The 16,582-nt window shown below is 73.9% G+C and carries 16 protein-coding genes; 10 read left to right on the top strand and 6 right to left on the bottom strand.

From position 1 onward, the window contains the following. Positions 1–17: 17 nt before the first annotated feature. From ACFWFZ_RS06395 to ACFWFZ_RS06360, 8 genes are all read left to right on the top strand, one after another. Positions 18–443, top strand: coding sequence for a phage tail protein (locus tag ACFWFZ_RS06395; protein WP_030664136.1), 426 nt, complete (start codon positions 18–20; stop codon positions 441–443). Between the two features lie 85 nt (positions 444–528). Then, entirely contained in the window at positions 529–1,254 is a 726-nt protein-coding gene (locus tag ACFWFZ_RS06390; RefSeq protein WP_387117496.1) for a LysM peptidoglycan-binding domain-containing protein, read from the top strand. Next, positions 1,251–3,068: a VgrG-related protein gene (locus ACFWFZ_RS06385; RefSeq protein WP_387117493.1), complete on the top strand. Its 1,818-nt coding sequence runs from the start codon at positions 1,251–1,253 to the stop codon at positions 3,066–3,068. Before ACFWFZ_RS06390 ends, ACFWFZ_RS06385 begins: the two co-directional genes overlap by 4 nt. Positions 3,069–3,148: 80 nt before the next feature. Then, positions 3,149–3,466 carry a PAAR domain-containing protein gene (locus ACFWFZ_RS06380; RefSeq protein ID WP_387117490.1) on the top strand — a complete coding sequence of 106 codons (318 nt, stop codon included), beginning with the start codon at positions 3,149–3,151 and terminating at the stop codon, positions 3,464–3,466. Continuing rightward, positions 3,466–3,888 (top strand): GPW/gp25 family protein, encoded by a 423-nt coding sequence (locus ACFWFZ_RS06375; protein WP_387117487.1) that lies wholly within the window; start codon positions 3,466–3,468, stop codon positions 3,886–3,888. The genes ACFWFZ_RS06380 and ACFWFZ_RS06375 overlap by 1 nt, the downstream gene beginning before the upstream one ends. Then, the gene (locus tag ACFWFZ_RS06370) at positions 3,888–5,861 is read left to right on the top strand and encodes a putative baseplate assembly protein (RefSeq protein ID WP_387117484.1); all 1,974 of its coding nucleotides are present in this window, start codon (positions 3,888–3,890) and stop codon (positions 5,859–5,861) included. The genes ACFWFZ_RS06375 and ACFWFZ_RS06370 overlap by 1 nt, the downstream gene beginning before the upstream one ends. Further along, positions 5,858–6,430: a phage tail protein gene (locus ACFWFZ_RS06365; protein WP_387117482.1), complete on the top strand. Its 573-nt coding sequence runs from the start codon at positions 5,858–5,860 to the stop codon at positions 6,428–6,430. The genes ACFWFZ_RS06370 and ACFWFZ_RS06365 overlap by 4 nt, the downstream gene beginning before the upstream one ends. Positions 6,431–7,877: 1,447 nt before the next feature. Then, a complete protein-coding gene (locus tag ACFWFZ_RS06360; protein ID WP_387117479.1) occupies positions 7,878–8,897 on the top strand; it encodes a zinc ribbon domain-containing protein in 1,020 nt (339 codons plus the stop codon). Positions 8,898–8,928: 31 nt separating this feature from the next. Here the strand turns inward: ACFWFZ_RS06360 and ACFWFZ_RS06355 are convergent, their stop codons facing one another. The 6 genes from ACFWFZ_RS06355 to ACFWFZ_RS06330 all read right to left on the bottom strand — a co-directional run bounded on the left by ACFWFZ_RS06355 (position 8,929) and on the right by ACFWFZ_RS06330 (position 15,160). After that, the gene (locus ACFWFZ_RS06355; protein ID WP_387117476.1) at positions 8,929–10,143 is read right to left on the bottom strand and encodes an ABC transporter permease; all 1,215 of its coding nucleotides are present in this window, start codon (positions 10,141–10,143) and stop codon (positions 8,929–8,931) included. A gap of 43 nt (positions 10,144–10,186) precedes the next feature. Then, on the bottom strand, positions 10,187–10,861 hold the full coding sequence (locus ACFWFZ_RS06350; protein ID WP_387117474.1) for an ABC transporter ATP-binding protein: 675 nt from the start codon (positions 10,859–10,861) through the stop codon (positions 10,187–10,189). After that, a complete protein-coding gene (locus tag ACFWFZ_RS06345; protein ID WP_387117471.1) occupies positions 10,854–12,362 on the bottom strand; it encodes a peptidoglycan-binding protein in 1,509 nt (502 codons plus the stop codon). The genes ACFWFZ_RS06350 and ACFWFZ_RS06345 overlap by 8 nt, the downstream gene beginning before the upstream one ends. 7 nt (positions 12,363–12,369) lie before the next feature. Continuing rightward, a complete protein-coding gene (locus ACFWFZ_RS06340) occupies positions 12,370–13,314 on the bottom strand; it encodes a hypothetical protein (protein ID WP_387117468.1) in 945 nt (314 codons plus the stop codon). A gap of 73 nt (positions 13,315–13,387) precedes the next feature. Next, positions 13,388–13,771 carry a peptidase inhibitor family I36 protein gene (locus ACFWFZ_RS06335; RefSeq protein ID WP_387117465.1) on the bottom strand — a complete coding sequence of 128 codons (384 nt, stop codon included), beginning with the start codon at positions 13,769–13,771 and terminating at the stop codon, positions 13,388–13,390. 492 nt (positions 13,772–14,263) lie between these two features. Further along, positions 14,264–15,160, bottom strand: a complete 897-nt coding sequence (locus ACFWFZ_RS06330; protein ID WP_387118363.1) for an NADP-dependent oxidoreductase — start codon at positions 15,158–15,160, stop codon at positions 14,264–14,266. Between the two features lie 152 nt (positions 15,161–15,312). Here ACFWFZ_RS06330 and ACFWFZ_RS06325 point away from each other — a divergent pair, with 152 nt between their 5' ends. Both ACFWFZ_RS06325 and ACFWFZ_RS06320 read left to right on the top strand, forming a co-directional pair. Continuing rightward, a complete protein-coding gene (locus ACFWFZ_RS06325; protein ID WP_387117462.1) occupies positions 15,313–15,729 on the top strand; it encodes a winged helix-turn-helix transcriptional regulator in 417 nt (138 codons plus the stop codon). A gap of 117 nt (positions 15,730–15,846) precedes the next feature. Beyond that, positions 15,847–16,575: a Mut7-C RNAse domain-containing protein gene (locus ACFWFZ_RS06320; protein WP_387117459.1), complete on the top strand. Its 729-nt coding sequence runs from the start codon at positions 15,847–15,849 to the stop codon at positions 16,573–16,575. Positions 16,576–16,582: the final 7 nt, after the last annotated feature.

Below are 16,582 nucleotides of genomic sequence, written 5' to 3'. Positions count from 1 at the left end.
AAACGGACGACGGACCGATGACGGACAACATCTTCGCGACCAGCGTGTTCTTCCGGCTGGCGATCGGCGGCAACGACCTGGGCGCCTTCCACACCTGCTCGGGCATGGGCGCCGAGGTCGAGATGGAGAGCTACGCCGAGGGCGGCAACAACGGCTTCACCTGGCAGCTGCCCGGCCGCGTGACCTGGTCGAACATCACCCTCACCCGGCCCGTCACCGCCGACACGGCGAAGATCGGCCGCTGGCTGGACGAGACGCTGCGGCGGGTCGAACCGAAGGACGGCGAGATCGTGGCGCTGCGGCCCGACCTGAGCCGGATCATCAGCTGGCAGGTCTTCGGGATCGTCCCGGTGCGCTGGCAGGGGCCGTCCTTCGACCCCGCCAACTCCGCGGCGGCCGTGGAGACCCTGGAGATCGCCCACGCGGGCCTGCTGCCCTCCTGACACCCCGACTCCCGCTCCCGCCTCCTCCCCCAACTCCCCCTCCCCGTCGTCCCGTTCCCCGCCGCCCCGGAAGGAAGTCCACGGCATGGCATCCTCGGCACGCGCCAGCCGCGCCCGGGCCCAGCTCACCCTCAAGGAGCCCCCGGCCTCGGTCGGCGCCAAGCCCGGCGGGACGATCGCCCGGCTCGACCTGCAGTTCAACCCGTCGACCCTGCAACTGGGCAAGACCACCGAATGGCGGCGCTCCCCGTCCCGGATGGCGGGCCAGTCGGCGCTGCCCGAGTTCGTGGGCAGCGGCCCGCGCACGCTGAGCCTGGACGTGTTCCTCGACGCCACCGCCACCCACGACAACTCGGTGGAGCAGGCGGTGGAGAAGCTGATGAAGGCGTGCGTGCCGACCCCGGCCAGCCTCGGCCGCAAGAAGCCGGCGAGCCCCTGGGTGCGCTTCGAGTGGGGCAGCGCGCGCACGACCTCGTTCGACGGGGTCCTGTCGAACCTGTCGGTGTCGTACACGCTCTTCGACGTGGACGGAAAGCCGCTCCGGGCCACCTGCTCGCTGTCCATCGAGGAGGCGAGCGTCGACCCGCCCGGCCAGAACCCGACCTCGGGCTCACGCACCGCCCGCAGCACGCACACCGTGGTGGCGGGCGACAGCCTGGCCATGCTGGCCTGGCGCGAATACGGCGACGCGACGGCCTGGCGGGTCATCGCCGAGGCCAACGGCATAGACGACCCGATGGTCCTCGTCCCCGGCAGCGAGATCGTGGTGCCGGGCACGCGGGACCAGCACGGCGAGGAGGAACAGCGGTGAGCGGGTCCGAGCCCGGAGGGCGGTCGTTCGCGGCCGACCCCGTCGTGGAAGCCCCCGGCGAGCTGCCGCAGATCTGGGCGGCACAGCTGGTCAGTTGCGTGGTCGACGAGAACGTGGGCCTGCCCGACACCGCGGTGCTCACCTACCGCGACCCCGACCACGAGTTCCTGCGCGCCACCGGCGTCACCATCGGCACCCCGCTGCGGGTGTCGGTGGCGACCGTGAAGGGCCAGTCACGGGAGCGGCTTTTCAACGGCGAGGTCACGGCCCTGGAGATCGACCGGGACCGCACCGGCTCGTTCACCGTCGTACGCGCCTACTCCAAGGCGCACCGCCTCCAGCGCGGCCGCAAGGTGGTGGCGTACCGGAACATGACGGCCGCCGCCATCGTCCGCAAGGTGGCCGCCGGCGCCGGCCTCGCCGTCGGGAAGGTGGAGGCCGCGCCGGTCACGTACAAGCAGCTGTCCCAGGCGAACGTCTCCGACTGGGACTTCCTGCAGTTCCTCGCCGGGGAGAGCGGCGCCCAGGTACGCGTCGACGACCAGGGGATCCTGCAGTTCACCCGGCCCGTGAAGGCGTCGGGAGCGCCCGCCCCGTCGACGTCGGCGGTCCGTGACCCGATGGTCCTGGAATACGGGCGCAACCTCCTCGCCCTGCGCGCCGCGCTGACGGCCGCCGACGGCGCCTCGAAGGTGCAGGTCCGCGGCTGGGACGTGACCACGAAGCGGCCGCTCGTCGCCGAGCAGCCGTCCGTGGTCAGCGACACGGTGGTGCCGGGCCTCGGCCCGCAGACCGCCGCACGGTTCGGGGCGGCGGCCGTGTCCGTCACCGACACCCCCTACCGCACGCAGGCCGAGACGACGGCGGTCGCCAAGGCCACGGCCGCCCAGATCAGCTCCGGCTTCGGCGAACTGGAGGCCGTGGCCGAGGGCAACCCGCTACTGAGGGCCGGCAAACCGGTCGCCCTCGGCAACGTCGGGCAGGCGTTCTCCGGCCGGTACACGGCCACCGCAGTCCAGCACGTGCTGGAGCCGCACGGCGGCTTCCGCACCACCGTGTGGGTCAGCGCCAGCCCGGACCGCTCCCTGACCGGCCTGGTGACCGGCGCCAACGCGCCCGGGCGCGGGCCGCGCATCCCCGGCCTCGCGATCGGCGTGGTGACGGACGTACGCGAACCGAACGGCTCCCAACGCGGCGCCGTACGGCTGAAGTTCCCCTGGCTGGACGACACCTACGTCACCGACTGGGTGCGTACCGTCCAGTGGGGCGGCAAGGGCGGCGGCGGCGTCGTGAGCCCCGAGGTCAACGACGAGGTGCTGGTCGGCTTCGAGCAGGGCCTGCTCGACAGCCCGTACGTCATCGGCGGCCTCTACAACGGCGTGGACCAGCCCTCACCGCACGACGTGCCGCTGATCGACAAGACCAGTGGCAAGGTCAACCGCCGCTCGATCGTGTCGCGTTCGGGCCACCGCGTGGAACTGCTGGACGCGGCGGCGCCGGGCCCCTCCGGGCTGCGGCTGGTGACCGGGGACGAGCGCCTCGAAGTACGCATGGACGACCGCCGGGACCGGATCGAACTCACCGTGTACGCGGGCCGGGGCCGGCCGCTGACCTCCGTCCTCATGGACAAGGACGGCATCACGCTGGACGCCCGCAAGGGCACCGTGAAGGTGTCCGGCCGCCAGGTCGACATCGACGGCACCGCCGGGGTCAGCATCGGCGGCCGGTCGGTGAAGGTGTCCGGAACCTCGGACGTCACGGTCAACGGCGGCCTGCTCGCCGTCCTCAAGGCCCGCCTCATCCGCATCAACTGACCCCGCCGACCGCACCCGCACCCGCACCCGTACCGCACGCCCGCCCCCGCACCACGACCGCCGTCCCCGAGGAGCCCCCGATGCCAGCCGCAGCCCGTACCGGCGACCCCATCAACCACGGTGGCCTGCTCGCCACGCCGCCGCCCGGCGCCGCCGCGGCGGTGGCCACGGTGCTGATCGGCGGCCGGCCCGCCGCCGTCGTGGGCAGCCTGCACGTCTGCGTGGTCCCGCCGCACGCCGCCCTCGGCCCGGCCAACGTGATCGTCCCCAACCCGGCCGCCCTCACCACGGGAACGGTCCTCATCGGCGGCCTGCCCGCCGCCCGGGCCCGCGACCAGACCGCATGCGGCGCACAGGTCCTCACCGGCGCCATGGACGTCCTGATCGGAGGCATGTGATGAGCGAACGGTTCATCGGCCGCGGCTGGGCGTTCCCGCTGCGCGTCGGACCGACCGGCGGGATCGCCATGGTCGAACGCGAACGCGAGCTGGAAGAGGCCATCCGCCTCGTCCTGGGCACCGCCCCCGGCGAACGCCCCATGCGGCCCGACTTCGGCTGCGGCATCCACGAGTACGTCTTCGCCCCCGGCGACGGCGACACCGCCGGCCGCGTCGCCCAGCAGGTCCGCGAGGCCCTGGAACGCTGGGAGCCCCGGATCACCGTCGACGACGTCGTCGTGGCCTTCGACGCCGTCGAGGCGGGCACCCTCTACATCGATGTGCACTACACGGTGCGCACCACCAACGACCGGCGCAACCTGGTCTTCCCCTTCTACACGATCCCCTCCGAGGAGGGGGCCGAGGAAATGGTCGCGGACTGATGGCCCTGCCCTCCCCCAACCTGGACGACCGAAGGTTCCAGCAGCTCGTCGACGAGGCGAAGCGGTACGTGCAGCAGCGCGCACCGGAGTGGACCGACCACAACGTCTCCGACCCGGGCGTCACCCTCATCGAGACGTTCGCCTACCTCGTCGACCAGCTCCTTTACCGGCTCAACCGGGTCCCGGACAAGAACTACCTGGCGTTCCTGGACCTGTTGGGCATCCAGCTGTACCCGCCCTCGGCCGCCTGCGCCGACGTCGACTTCTGGCTGTCGGCCCCCCAGCCCGACACCGTCACCCTGCCCGCGGGCACCGAGGTGACGACCGAAGTCGCGACCGCGGCCGGCGACACCGAGGAAGCCGTCGTCTTCGCCACCACCGACGACCTACGGATCCTGCCCAGCGAGCTGACGAGGCTGGTCACCGCGCCCCGCGCCGGCGAGCCCGCCGACCGGACCGGCGCCCTCACCGAGGGCCGCGACATACCGTGCTTCCAGGCGACGCCCGAACCCGGCGACGCCCTGCTCTTCGGCCTCCCGACGGCCGTGCCGCGCTGCGTCGTCGCCGTACGCCTGGACAGCCGCGTCGAAGGCGTCGGCGTCGACCCGCGCCAGCCCCCGCTGGTGTGGGAGGCCTGGGACGGCGGCCGCTGGCAGCGCTGCGCCACCGACTCCGACAGCACCGGCGGCCTGAACCGGCCCGGCGAGATCATCGTGTACGTGCCCGCCGGGCACACCGCGTCCGTGATCAGCGGAACCCGCGCCGGCTGGCTGCGCTGCCGGGTCACCGAGCCCGAGCCCGGCCAGCCCTTCTACTCCGAGTCCCCCACCGTCCGCGAAGCCGCCGTCTTCACCGTCGGCGGCACCATGACCGTGGAACACGCCGAGCGCGTGGCCGACGTACCGCTCGGCGTGTCGGAGGGCGTGGCCGGGCAGAGCTTCCGCCTCGGCCGGCCGCCCGTACTGCTCGACGGGGAACCCCCGGTGGTGGAGGTGTCCTCCCCCGAGGGCTGGCAGCGCTGGGACGTCGTCGAACACTTCGGCCGCTCCGGACCCGACGACCGGCACGTCCGCGTCGACGCCACCACCGGCGAGTTCTCCTTCCCGCCGGTGCTGCGCGAGGCCGACGGCACCCTGCGCGCCTGCGGCGCCGTACCGCCCAAGGGCTCCCAGATCCGCGTGACCCGCCACCGCACGGGCGGCGGCCCGGCCGGCAACGTCTCGCGCGGCGCGATCTCCGTACTGCGCAGCTCCGTCCCGTACGTCGCCCGTGTCACCAACCGGGAGGCGGCACGCGGCGGCGTCGCCGGGGAGACCGTCGACAACGCCAAGCTGCGCGCCCCGGACGCCCTGCGCATGCAGGAACGCGCCGTGACCGCCGAGGACTACGAGATCATCGCCCGCCGGGCGGCGCCCTCGGTACGCCGCGTCCGCTGCCTGCCCGCCACGGACGGCGGACGCGGCGCCGGCTCGGTACGGGTCCTGGTGGTGCCCGACGCCGTCGCCGACGAGGGCGACCGGCTCCGCTTCGAGCAGCTGATCCCCTCCGACCAGGTCCTCACCGCGATCACCGACACCCTCGACGAACGGCGCCTGATCGGCACCAGCCTCGTCGTGGAACCGCCCGTCTACCAGGGCATCACCGTCGTCGCCCGGCTGTCGGCACCCGCCGCGGACGCCGACCGCGTGCGCGACGCGGCACTCGCCGCGCTGTACCGGCACCTCAACCCGCTGCACGGCGGACCCGACGGCACCGGCTGGCCGTTCGGCCGACCCGTGCAGTACGGCGAGGTGTTCGGCGTACTGCAACGCGCCGTCGGGGACGTCCTGGTGGAGGAGATCCGGATGTTCGCCGCGGATCCGATCACGGGACGGCGCGGCGCCCCCGTCGACCGCATCGGCATCGGCGCGGGCACGCTCGTCTTCTCCTACCAGCACCAGGTGGTCGTGACGGAGCCGGAGGCGGGCGAATGAGCCGGGCCGCCGTACCCGGCCTGCCCAGCCGGCACCCGATCGGCGGGCAACTGCCCGCGCTGTACGCCGACGACGACTTCGCCCAGCGGTTCACGGCCGGCCTGGACACGGTCCTGGCCCCGGTGTTCACGACCCTCGACAACCTTCCCTCCTACTTCGACCCCCGGCTCGCCCCGGACGACTTCCTCGCCTGGCTGGCCTGCTGGGTCGGCGGCGCGGACGACCCCGACTGGCCGGCCGCACTGCGGCGCGAGGCGGTGGCCCGCGCGGTGGAACTCCACCGGTGGCGCGGCACCCGGCGCGGCCTGGTCGAGGCCCTGCGCCTGGTCCTGGGCGTGTCCGCCGACGTCAGCGGCGACGGCACGGCCGCCTGGTCCCGCACGGCCGGCTCCGAGCCGACCCCGGCGCCGGCCGGCGAGGTCCTCGTACGGGTGTGGCCGCGCGGCCCGGGCGCCTCGTACGAGGTGGACGCGGACCGGGTCCGCGCCCTCGTCCACAGCCTGTGCCCCGTCCACACGGCATGCCGGGTGGAGATCCTGCCCGGGCCGCCCACGGCCGAAGGGAGCTGACTCCATGCGCACGTGTCCCGCCTGTGGGGCGTCCACGACCCCGACGGACGACTTCTGCACCAACTGCGGCGCCTACCTCAACTGGTCCTCCCCCACCCGCCAGGACGACCGGGCCCAGGAGCCCACCCCGTGGTGGGCCACAACACCACCGGAGGACACGGCCCAGGAAGCCCCACCGGGCGCTGGCCCGGCCCAGGCCGGCCCGTCCCAGGAGGCCACCCCTCGGGGCGGCACAGCCCGGGAAGCCGCCCCTGGCTCGGAAACGCACCCGGAGACCACCGCCGGCGAGGGCACGGCCCAGGACGGGCGAGCTCAGGGACCCGTCCTCCGGGGCACGGCCCAAGGCGGCGCACCGCGCGGGGACGCACCGCACGGGGACGCAGCCCCCGAGGACGCCCCTCAAGCCCGCCCGGCCCACAGCGGCTGGGCCGAGGACGGGATGCCTCGGGAGGACACCCGGCACGGCGACACGGCCCCACAGGGCGCGGCCCAGGACGGGCCCGCCCGAGGTGGGCGAGCCCGGGAGGGCACGCTGCGGGGCGGCACGCCCCGGGAAGCCGCCCCCGGCGCCGACACACCCCGACTGGGCGCGGCCCAGGAGACGACCCGCCGCGGCGACACATCCCCAGAGGCCGCCCCTGCCGACGGCACGGCCCTGGGCGGGCAGGCCCGGGAAGCCGCCCCTCGGGGCACCAGGCCTCAGAAGGACGCGGCCGGGAACGGCGCACCCAGCGCTGGCGCGCCCCCCGGCGGCCGAACCCAGGAAGGCCACAGCGGGGCGCCCCAAGAGGCTCCCCCTCCGGGCACAGCCCATGGCGGAGCACCTCGTGGGGGCATGGCTCAAGAAGCCACCCCTCAGGCCGGCACTGCCCAGAGCGACGGGGCCCAGGCCGGGACGGCTCAGCAGGACCCGCATCAGACGGGCACCACCCCTCACGGCGGCACGTCCGCACCCCTGGGCGGCACACCCCCGCGGGGCGCAGCCCCACAAACCGCCGCCCACGGCGGTACAGCCCAAGGGGCCACACCTCAGGCCGACATGGGCCTGCGGAGGCCGGCCCACGGTGGAAGGGCCCCGGAAGCCATACAACAGACGGGCACCTCCCAGGGCGACACGCCCCCGCCGGGTGCGGCCCAGGACACCGCCGCCCACGGCGGTACGCCCCAAGGGGCCACGCCTCAGGGCGGCGCGGCCCGGGAGGGTGCCTCTCAGGTCGGGACGCCCTTGCAGGGCGCGGCCCAAGGCGGCACCGCTCAAGGCGGCGCGTTCGGCAGCCCGCACGGGGCCGGGGCCCGCCAGGGCACAGCCCGGGAGGCCACGCCGCGCACGGGCACGGACTCGGAAGGGCCCGGATCACCTGCCGTCGGGGCAGAGGCGCCCGCGGGAGCGGGATCCGGGGCGTCCGCCCCCGCCGGGGCGCAGGCCGCGTCTCGGGTGGAGCGGTGGTTGTCCTGGCTGGGCAGGAGGCCCGCCCCGGCCTCGGCCGCCAGCCCCGACGCCGAGTCCGGCCCGACCGCGCCCGTCGGCGCCGGCGCCGACGCCGACGCCGGGTCCGGCCCCGCAGGGGCCGAGCGCCGTCCGGGCGCGGGGTCCGGCGCCGCGGACGGGGCGGGAGCCTCGCCCGCGCCGGTGGCCCCGGCCCGCCCGGCGCCGCCGGCGCCGCGGCCGCCCGCCGCCCCAGCGGCAGCGTCCCCGGCTCCCGTGCTGCCCGCCAGGGCCGTCGCGCCGCGCCCCCTCGTACGCCCCCTTCCGGCCGCCGACGACGTCACCGGCGCACCGTGCCCGGCCTGCGGCACGCCCAACCCGCCCGACCGCCGCTTCTGCCGCCGCTGTGCGACACCGCTGACGCCCACGACCGTCGCGGCCCCCCTGCCGTGGTGGCGGACCGTCTGGCCGTTCCGCCGCCGCACCCGGGCCGGCTCCGGCCGCCTGGTCCGCTTCCTGGTGGTCCTGGCCGTCGTACTGGCCCTGTGCGCGGCCGCCTTCCTGCTGCTGCCGGCCGGACGCCACCTCATCGAGGACACCCGGGACAAGCTCGGCAAGGCCAAGGCGGTGACCCCGACCCGCGTCCAGGCGAGCGCCGAGCTCCCCGGACACCCCGTGGCCCACAGCACGGACGGCCTCAGCAACCGCTACTGGGGCGCACCCGCCCCCGGCGCCTCGGTGACGTACACCTTCGGCAAGCCGTTCCGCCTCGTCGACGTGATCGTCACCAACGGCGCCTCACCCGCACCCGAGGAGTACGCCAAGCAGGGACGGGCGCTGCGCATCGACATGGAGGTGACGGACCGGGACGGCACCACCGTCCACAAGAAGCTCGTCCTCAGCGACAAGCCCGGACCCCAGACCTTCCCCCTCGGCATCAGCGACGCCACCACGATCCGGCTGACCCTGCAGGAACCCGCCGGATCGGCTACGGACCGCCCTCTCGCCCTCGCGGAGGTGGAGTTCTTCCAGCGCGGCTGAACCACCCGCCCGCCGACCACACCCCCGCCGGCTACACGCCCGCCCGGAGGGTCTCGGCGGGCAGGATGCGGGCGGCCGCCAGGGCCGGGTACAGCCCTGCGGCCAGACCCACCACGAGGCCCACCAGCGGCCCCGCCGACGTGAGGGCGGGGTCGAGGACCACCAGCCAGTCCTTCGCCAGGCAGGTCACGGCGGTGATCTGGATGCCCAGTACCGTGCCGACGACCCCGCCGGCGAGCCCGACCAGACCGCTCTCGATGCAGAACTGCCCGGCGACGGCCCGCCGGGAGGCACCCAGGGCACGGCGCAGGCCGATCTCGGAGCGCCGCTCCAGCACGGACACGTAAGCGGTGTTGCTGACACCGAGCGCGCCCACGCCGAGGGAGACGGCGGCCAGTCCGAGGAACAGGGCCCGGGTCTGCGACTCCACGCCCTGGCGCAGGGACCGGGGGTCCGGCGGCACCAGCGCGACGAGCTTGTCCGGGGCGCCCGGGGCCAGGGCGAAGGGGGCCTCGGCGCCGATCTGGTCGGCGGCGCCCAGATCCGTACGGATGATCATTTCCGCGGGGGCGAAGCCCAGCCCGGCCGGGTCCTGGAGGGCGGCCCAGTAGGGGACGACCACGGACCCGGTGAGGTTCGTGTCGCCGGAGGGGGCGCGGAAGACTCCGAGCACGCTGAACGGGACGCCGTTGACGTGGATCACGGAGTTGCCGGCGCCGCCGTCGACGGTGAGCCGGGACGCGGCGGCCGTGTCGATCAGGGCCACCCGCTCCCGCCGCGCGTCGTGTCCGGTGTCGAACCACCGGCCCTGCGTGAGTTCGGCCGACAGGGCCAGCAGTGCTTCGGGCTGCGCGGCCAGGACCGAGCCCTCGGGCAGATCGTTGGACGTGCCCGATGACAGCCGGGAGACCACCGGCTGTTCACCGGCCTTGCTGACGAGACCCGCGGTGCGGACCCCGTTGAGGCCGCGTACCCGCTGGGTGTCGCCGCCGTCGGGCCGCGGCCGGATCCCGGCGACGGGCTCCGACGGGTACTTGACCGTCACCCGGGTCGCCTTGAGCGCGTCGAACTGGTCGGAGACGGCGCCGGCCGCACTGGCGGTGATACCCAGCGTGGCGAGTGCCGCGGCCAGCCCCACGGAGATGCCCACCATCGTCAGCAGGGTGCGGAACCGGCGGCCGAACAGCGCGAGGAACGCCTGCACGAGCAGGTCCGCCGCGGACGTCCGGGGAGCGGCCGTGCCCATGCCCGTCCCGGTCCCCTCCGCGGACGGCGCGCGCGTCCCACGGCTACGAAACACGGCCGTCCACCACCTTGAACACGCGGTCGGCTCGGGCCGCCACGTCGGGTTCGTGCGTGACCACGACGACGGCCCGGTCCTGCGCGACCAGTCCGGTCAGCAGGTCCATGACGCGGGCCGAGTTCGCGGTGTCCAGGTTGCCGGTCGGCTCGTCGCACAGCACGACGGCGGGCCGGTGGACGATCGCCCGCGCGACCGCGACGCGCTGCCGCTCCCCGCCGGACAAGGTGGTCGGTCTGACGTCCAGCCGGTGCCCGAGGCCCACGGATTCCAGGGCCGCCACGGCCTGCGGCCGCCGCCGGGCACGGGGCACGCCGAGGTGGACGAGCGGAAGGGCCACGTTCTGTACGCAGGTCAGGTGCGGGACGAGGTGGAAGGCCTGGAAGACGAAGCCGAGCGTCGAGGCCCGCAGGGCGGTGCGGGCCCGTTCCGACAGGTCGGTGGTGTCCCTGCCCCCCAGCAGGTACCGGCCGCGGGTGGGCACGTCGAGCAGCCCGAGCACGCTCAGCAGCGTGGACTTCCCCGAGCCGGACGGGCCGACGATCGCGGCGAGCCGACCGGGCCGGACGTCGAGCGTGACGTCGGTCAGCGCGTGCACGGGCGGCGGCCCCGGGTACGTCTTGGCGATGCCGGCCATCTCGATGACGGGGGCCGGATCAGCCATCGCTGCCCCCTTCGGAGCTGTCCGCCGCCTTTCCACGGCGCACGAGGACGACGCTCTGGCCGGTGCCGAGGTCCGCGTCGAGCGCGTTGACCGCGGTGAGGCCCTCATGGGTGAACAGCACCTCGACGGGGACGTTGCGCTCCTTGCCGTTCTCGGTGACGGTGACCGTGGACGAGCCGCCGAGGTCGGTCCAGACGGCCGACACCGGAACGGTCAGCGCGCCCTTGGGGCTGCGCCGCAGTTCGACGCTGATCTGCTGGACCGCCCCCTCCTCGGCCTCCGAGCCGCCGGGGACGAACAGCGCCTCGGACTGCTCCCCGCCGGCGCCGCTGCCACCACCGCCGTTTCCGTTGCCGCTTGCCGCGCCCGCGGTGCCCGCGGTGCCGGACGTGTCCCCGCCGTCCTGCCCGCCGGTCTTCGCGTTGCCCTGCTGGTCGCCGCCCTTGGCGTCGGAGGAACCGCGGAGGGAGCCCAGGCTGCCCTCCCGGCCCGCGTAGGGGCCGGTGCCGAAGCGGATGACCGCGTCGTTCGGCAGGTCGCGCAACCGGGTGCGCTGGTCCGCGGTGAGGGTCGCCCGCACCTGGCGGCCGCCGCTGCCGAGGACGGCGAGCGGCTTGTCGGCCGCGTCGCCCACCGCCGCGGTGACCTGCACCACGGTGGCGGGGAGGGTGCTGACGTACGCGACTTCCGCGGCCGGCAGCGTCTCGCCGGGCTTGGCGGGTCCGGAGGCGGGTGGCGCTTCGGGGCCGCGGGTGGGCGCCGCGCTCGCTGCTCCGTTCGCAGCGGGGGCCGCGCCCGTGCCGCCGTCGGTCTCCGCGCCGCCCCGGGGGGCGGCGGCGCCGGCGGACCTGCCGGACGGCGCGCCGCCGCCACCGCTCGCACCGCCGCCCGTCGCGCCGCCCGCCTGCCCTTGCCCGGAAGGCGCCTCGTACCCGGCTGCCGCGTACAGCTTGCGCACCGCCTCGACGGTGGCCTGGCCGTACGTTCCGTTCACGGCTGTCCCGTACAAGGGCTTGAGCGCGCGCTGTAGTTGCTGGACGTCCGGGCCCTTGTCGCCCGCCTTCAGGTCCCGGTACGCGGGGAAGCGTCCCGGCAGGAGCAGGACCGGCCGGCCCGACACCTCGGCGACGACCGCGCCGGCCTTGAGGCTCTTGCCCGCGGTCGCGGGCAGGCCCGTCACGACCGCGCGGCTGGTGCCCTGCGGCTGGACGCCGGTGATGGTCGTCCGGGAGGCCGTCTCGACCTTCCCGGTCAGTTCCATCTTCTCGACGAGCTGCTGGTCGGAGACCTTCCCCGTGATCCGGGAGGGAGGCGGCGCCGCGGCGTTCGAAGCACGCTGCTCGGGTGTCCTGGCCTGGGATGCGATCCACCAGACGGATCCGGAACTTCCGAACAGCACGACGACGGCGGCAGCGATGACGAGGCCCCGCCTGGACCTGCGCCGGGCCCGCCCGCCGGACGGCTCGGCCGCCTGGGCCCCTTCGGGGCGTTCGAGGCTCATCACGGTGTTACGACGTCTCTCGCAGTAGTTCCTGTGCCCTGCCCTTGGCTTTCGTGACGAGTTCCAGCCAGGCCGTGATCTCCGCCTCGTGCTTCACCAGCGAATCGGCGGACGCCTTGCTCTTGGCCTCCCGCGCCTTCGTGTTGAGCCCGACCTTCGTGCCGCATTCCGCATCGGTGGTGGCCTGCTTGATCTCGGCACGCTGCGCATTGTCGAGCGCGGCGGTGTCACCTTCCGGAACATTCGCATAGTGCGAAAGCGCCGCCTCCCTGGCCTTCTCGGGAGTCGGAATCTCCGGATAGCCGCCGGCCTTCATACAGGAGGCCCATTCCGACAATGCCTTCTGATACGCGTCGTCGTCGGCGAGAATGTGCGCGCTGTCCTGCTTCACGGTGTTGTACACCGTCCAGTTGAGGCGCAGGTATTCCTTCACGTCCCCGTACACGGCCTTGAGGGTCTCGCCGCGGCAGCCCTTCGACGGCACCATGACCTTGCCGCCGCCGAAGTCGAACTCGACCCCGCCCTCCGGCTTGTCGACGTAGCCGTCCATGGCCATGCTGTGGGCCCGCTTGACGTCCTCGGGCAGCGCGTCGAAGTCGTCGCCGGTCTCCTGGGTCTTCTGGTTGTCCGAACGGCGCGGGTCCGCGCCGTAGCCCACGGTGCGTGCGGTCTCGGGCGTCGGGGTGAGGTCTTCGCTGCGCTTCTTGCCCTTGTTGCTGTTGGCACCGTCGGACGGGAAGACCTTGAAGCCCTGGTCGTTCATGCACTTGCGGATCAGCTTGGTCTCGGCCTCACGCTCCTGCTCCAGCGCCTCGTTCGCGCTGTCGAGCGCGGCCTGTGCCCTGCGGGCCGTCTCCAGGTCCTTGGGGGACTCCTCCGAGCAGGCGGAGGCGGAGCCCGTCAACACCGCCACCACCGCGATGGCCGTCACAACCCGGGTGCGCTTGTTCAATGTCCGTGTCCTCCGGAAGGTGCGGCCGGGGCCGCCCCCGCGGTGCGGGGGCGGCCCGGCCTTCGAGCGATGGTCAGCAGCGGGAGCCGTCGTTCAGCGTGTTGCTCGCACCATCGTCGTTGGCGTCCCAGTAGTAGTTCACGGAACCGCCGGGAATGAGACAGATCTCGACGCCCAGGGACATCCAGCGACCGCCGTAGGTCTTGGACGACTGGCCGCGCCGGTTCCACCAGGAGCTGTCGGCCTCGTACACGGCCGGCATGTCGATGTCCCAGCGCGCGGACTCGTACTTCGTCCGGTACATCGAGTTGCTGGTGGAGTAGTCCCGGTCCTTGTAGATGCAGAAATTGCCGTCGTAGCAGGTACGGTCCACGGCGGATGCGGACGGTGCCGCGGCGACGACGCCGGCGACGGCCGCCATCGCGATGAATCCGGCCGAAATCCTCTTACTGAGCACTCGTTACTCCCCCTCGTCGGGTGGTGACTGATGCAGTGAGAGGGCAGGGCAGCCGAAGCCCTTCCCCCCGGTCGGCTGAGAGCCAGGCTAGGCCACGCCGTTCGGAAGTAAAAGGTCAATTTCCTTTACAACAAGGACGGTTGACGTTTGGAATTGATCATTCAGTGACCGATTTCCGGCTCGTCCGCCCTCCATTTCGGCACACCCCCCACGCTCCGGTCACGGACCCGGCCCAGGTCAGCCCCGCCCGAGGAGAAGCCGAACTCCCCAGACGCGCACTGTCCGGATCCCCGGCCGCCGGACGGGGAGCGACGTCGCGACAAAAATCCGGAGATCCGCGCCTTCCCCGGAACCGACCACCCGGCCTCCGACGCCGTCTGCCGGCGCGCCGGCTCCGCATGCCTGGGCGAGGTCGACTTCGAGCTCAGCCCGCCGTCCCCCACCCGAGCTTCGACCGGCGCTACCGGGTGGGGACGGCGAGGACGGCGGCGGTCACGGCGTCAGGATGATCCGGCCGCGCACCCCCGGCACCGCGAGCCGGTCGTGCGCCTTCGCCGCCTCCGCCAGGGGGAACACCTCCGAGACCCGCAGGGTGAGCGCGCCCGCGTCGACGAGCGACACCAGGCGGGCCAGCAGCTCCCCGTCCGCGGCGACCTCCTGCTCCTCGACCCGGATGCCGCGCTCCGCCGCCGGGGCGTGGTTCGGGATCAGGCCGACGTAGGCCCCGCCGTCGCGGACGTGGGCCAGCGCGGCACCGCCCAGCACGGCCGCGTCCAGGACCCCGTCCACCGGCCCGGCCGGAGCCCCGCCGCGCGGGACGAAGGCGGCCGCACCCAGCGACCGTAGGAGCTCCTCGTCCTCCGCACCCGCCAGGGCCGTCACCACCAGGCCGGCCCGCACCGCGAGCTGCACCGCCAGGCCGCCGACCACGCCCGCCGCCCCGGTGACCAGCACCGACGAGGCGGGCGCGAGCCCCAGCTGGTCCACGGCGCGGGCGGCGGTCAGGCCGGCCAGCGGCAGCGCCGCCGCCGCCAGGACGTCCACCGCGGCCGGCGCCGCGGCCACCGCGTCGGCGTCGAGGACCACGTACTCGGCATGCGTACCCAGCGGTTTCACCGTGCCGTAGTGCAGGCCCACCACCCGGTCGCCGCGGCTCCAGCCGGTCACCTCGGGGCCCGTCTCGTCGATCTCCCCGGCGACGTCCCAGCCGAGGCCGATCCGCTGCCCGGCGCCGCCGAAGACCCCGGCGCGGACCGCGCCGTCCACCGGGTTGAGCCCCGCCGCGGCGACCCGGATCCTCACCTGGCCCGCCGCGGGACGCGGCACCGGCACCTGCGCCAGCTCGACCTGCTCCGGGCCACCGAAACCGGTCACCACGGCCGCCAGCATCGTCCGCTCACTCATCGTTCCTCTCCCCGCTTCTGTGTCCTCACGGTCGGCACTCTCCGCGCCGCCCCTGGTGACCACTAACCTAGGGAGAGGTACTCTCTTTCCGTAAGTACGCACTTCAAGGTGCGTACCGGACCTGGAAGTGGGGACCCATGGCCACCAGCACCGCCGCGGCCCGCCGCGAGGAAGCCCGTTCCGCCTACGACGCCTTCCTCAAGGAGTGCCCCACCAGCCAGCTCCTCGCCCGCATCAGCGACAAGTGGGTCGGCCTCATCGTCAGCGCCCTCGGCGAGGCCGACGACCGCACCATGCGCTACAGCGACCTCGGCCGCAGGATCCCCGGCGTCAGCCAGAAGATGCTCACCCAGACCCTGCGCTCCCTCGAACGCGACGGCCTCGTCACCCGCCACGTCACCCCCACCGTCCCCGTCCGCGTCGACTACCGCCTCACCGACCTCGGCAGCAGCCTCGGCTGCCTGCTCTCCTCCGTGAAGACCTGGGCCGAGAACCACTTCGACGAGGTCAACGCCCACCGCGCCACCTACGACCGGGCCACCGCCGACTCCTGAGGCACGGGAGACGCAGGACGCAGGAGACGACGCAGGACGCAGAAGGCGCAGAAGGCGGGCGCAGAAGGCCCCTGAAATCAGGCGCGGCCACCCACCCCGCAATGGCATGCTGGCAGGGTGAACGGACCCGGCATTCAGCTCACCCTCGCCCCCGAACTGCGCCTCTTCGCCCCGCCCAGCCGGCGCACGGACCGCGTACCGACCGCCACCGACGGCGCCTCCAGCCTCGGCCACGTCGTCGAATCCGCCGGAGTGCCGCTCACCGAGGTCGGCCGCCTCCTCGTCGACGGCCACGAGGTCCCCGCCTCCTACGTGCCCCAAGACGGCCAGATCGTCGAGGTGTTCGGGGTCGAACGCCCCCAGCACATCCCCGGCGCCCCCCTCCGCTTCCTCCTCGACGTCCACCTCGGCACGCTCGCCCGCCGCCTGCGCCTCCTCGGCGTCGACGCCGCCTACGAGAACGAGGACATCGGCGACCCCGCCCTCGCCACCCGCTCCGCCGCCGAACAGCGCGTCCTGCTCTCCCGCGACCGCGGACTGCTCCGCCGCCGCGAGATCTTCGCCGGCGCGTACGTCTACAGCGACAACCCCGACGAGCAACTGCGCGACATCCTCGGCCGCTTCGCACCGGCCCTCGCCCCGTGGACCCGCTGCACCGCCTGCAACGGGCCGCTCCACGAGGCCGACAAGGAGAGCGTCGGCGACCGCCTGGAACACGGCACGCACCGCTCCTACGACGTCTTCGCCCAGTGCGCCGCATGCGAGCGCGTCTACTGGCGCGGCGCCCACCACTCCCGCCTGGAGCGGATCGTCGACGAGGCACTCGTCGAATTCGGCACCGCCTGACGAGAGC

The organism is Streptomyces sp. NPDC060232, assembly GCF_042726555.1.
Taxonomy (GTDB): domain Bacteria; phylum Actinomycetota; class Actinomycetes; order Streptomycetales; family Streptomycetaceae; genus Streptomyces.
This window is presented reverse-complemented; position numbering and strand designations above follow the sequence as displayed.

Excerpts from the sequence above, each read along its gene's own strand:
- ACFWFZ_RS06330 (WP_387118363.1), bottom strand. The coding sequence starts at position 15,160 with ATGCTGGCGGCCGTGGTGACCGGTTTCGGTGGCCCGGAGCAGGTCGAG.
- ACFWFZ_RS06350 (WP_387117474.1), bottom strand. The coding sequence starts at position 10,861 with ATGGCTGATCCGGCCCCCGTCATCGAGATGGCCGGCATCGCCAAGACG.
- ACFWFZ_RS06395 (WP_030664136.1), top strand. The coding sequence starts at position 18 with ATGACGGACAACATCTTCGCGACCAGCGTGTTCTTCCGGCTGGCGATC.
- ACFWFZ_RS06355 (WP_387117476.1), bottom strand. The coding sequence starts at position 10,143 with ATGGGCACGGCCGCTCCCCGGACGTCCGCGGCGGACCTGCTCGTGCAG.
- ACFWFZ_RS06325 (WP_387117462.1), top strand. The coding sequence starts at position 15,313 with ATGGCCACCAGCACCGCCGCGGCCCGCCGCGAGGAAGCCCGTTCCGCC.
- ACFWFZ_RS06370 (WP_387117484.1), top strand. The coding sequence starts at position 3,888 with ATGGCCCTGCCCTCCCCCAACCTGGACGACCGAAGGTTCCAGCAGCTC.
- ACFWFZ_RS06390 (WP_387117496.1), top strand. The coding sequence starts at position 529 with ATGGCATCCTCGGCACGCGCCAGCCGCGCCCGGGCCCAGCTCACCCTC.
- ACFWFZ_RS06380 (WP_387117490.1), top strand. The coding sequence starts at position 3,149 with ATGCCAGCCGCAGCCCGTACCGGCGACCCCATCAACCACGGTGGCCTG.
- ACFWFZ_RS06365 (WP_387117482.1), top strand. The coding sequence starts at position 5,858 with ATGAGCCGGGCCGCCGTACCCGGCCTGCCCAGCCGGCACCCGATCGGC.
- ACFWFZ_RS06375 (WP_387117487.1), top strand. The coding sequence starts at position 3,466 with ATGAGCGAACGGTTCATCGGCCGCGGCTGGGCGTTCCCGCTGCGCGTC.
- ACFWFZ_RS06345 (WP_387117471.1), bottom strand. The coding sequence starts at position 12,362 with ATGAGCCTCGAACGCCCCGAAGGGGCCCAGGCGGCCGAGCCGTCCGGC.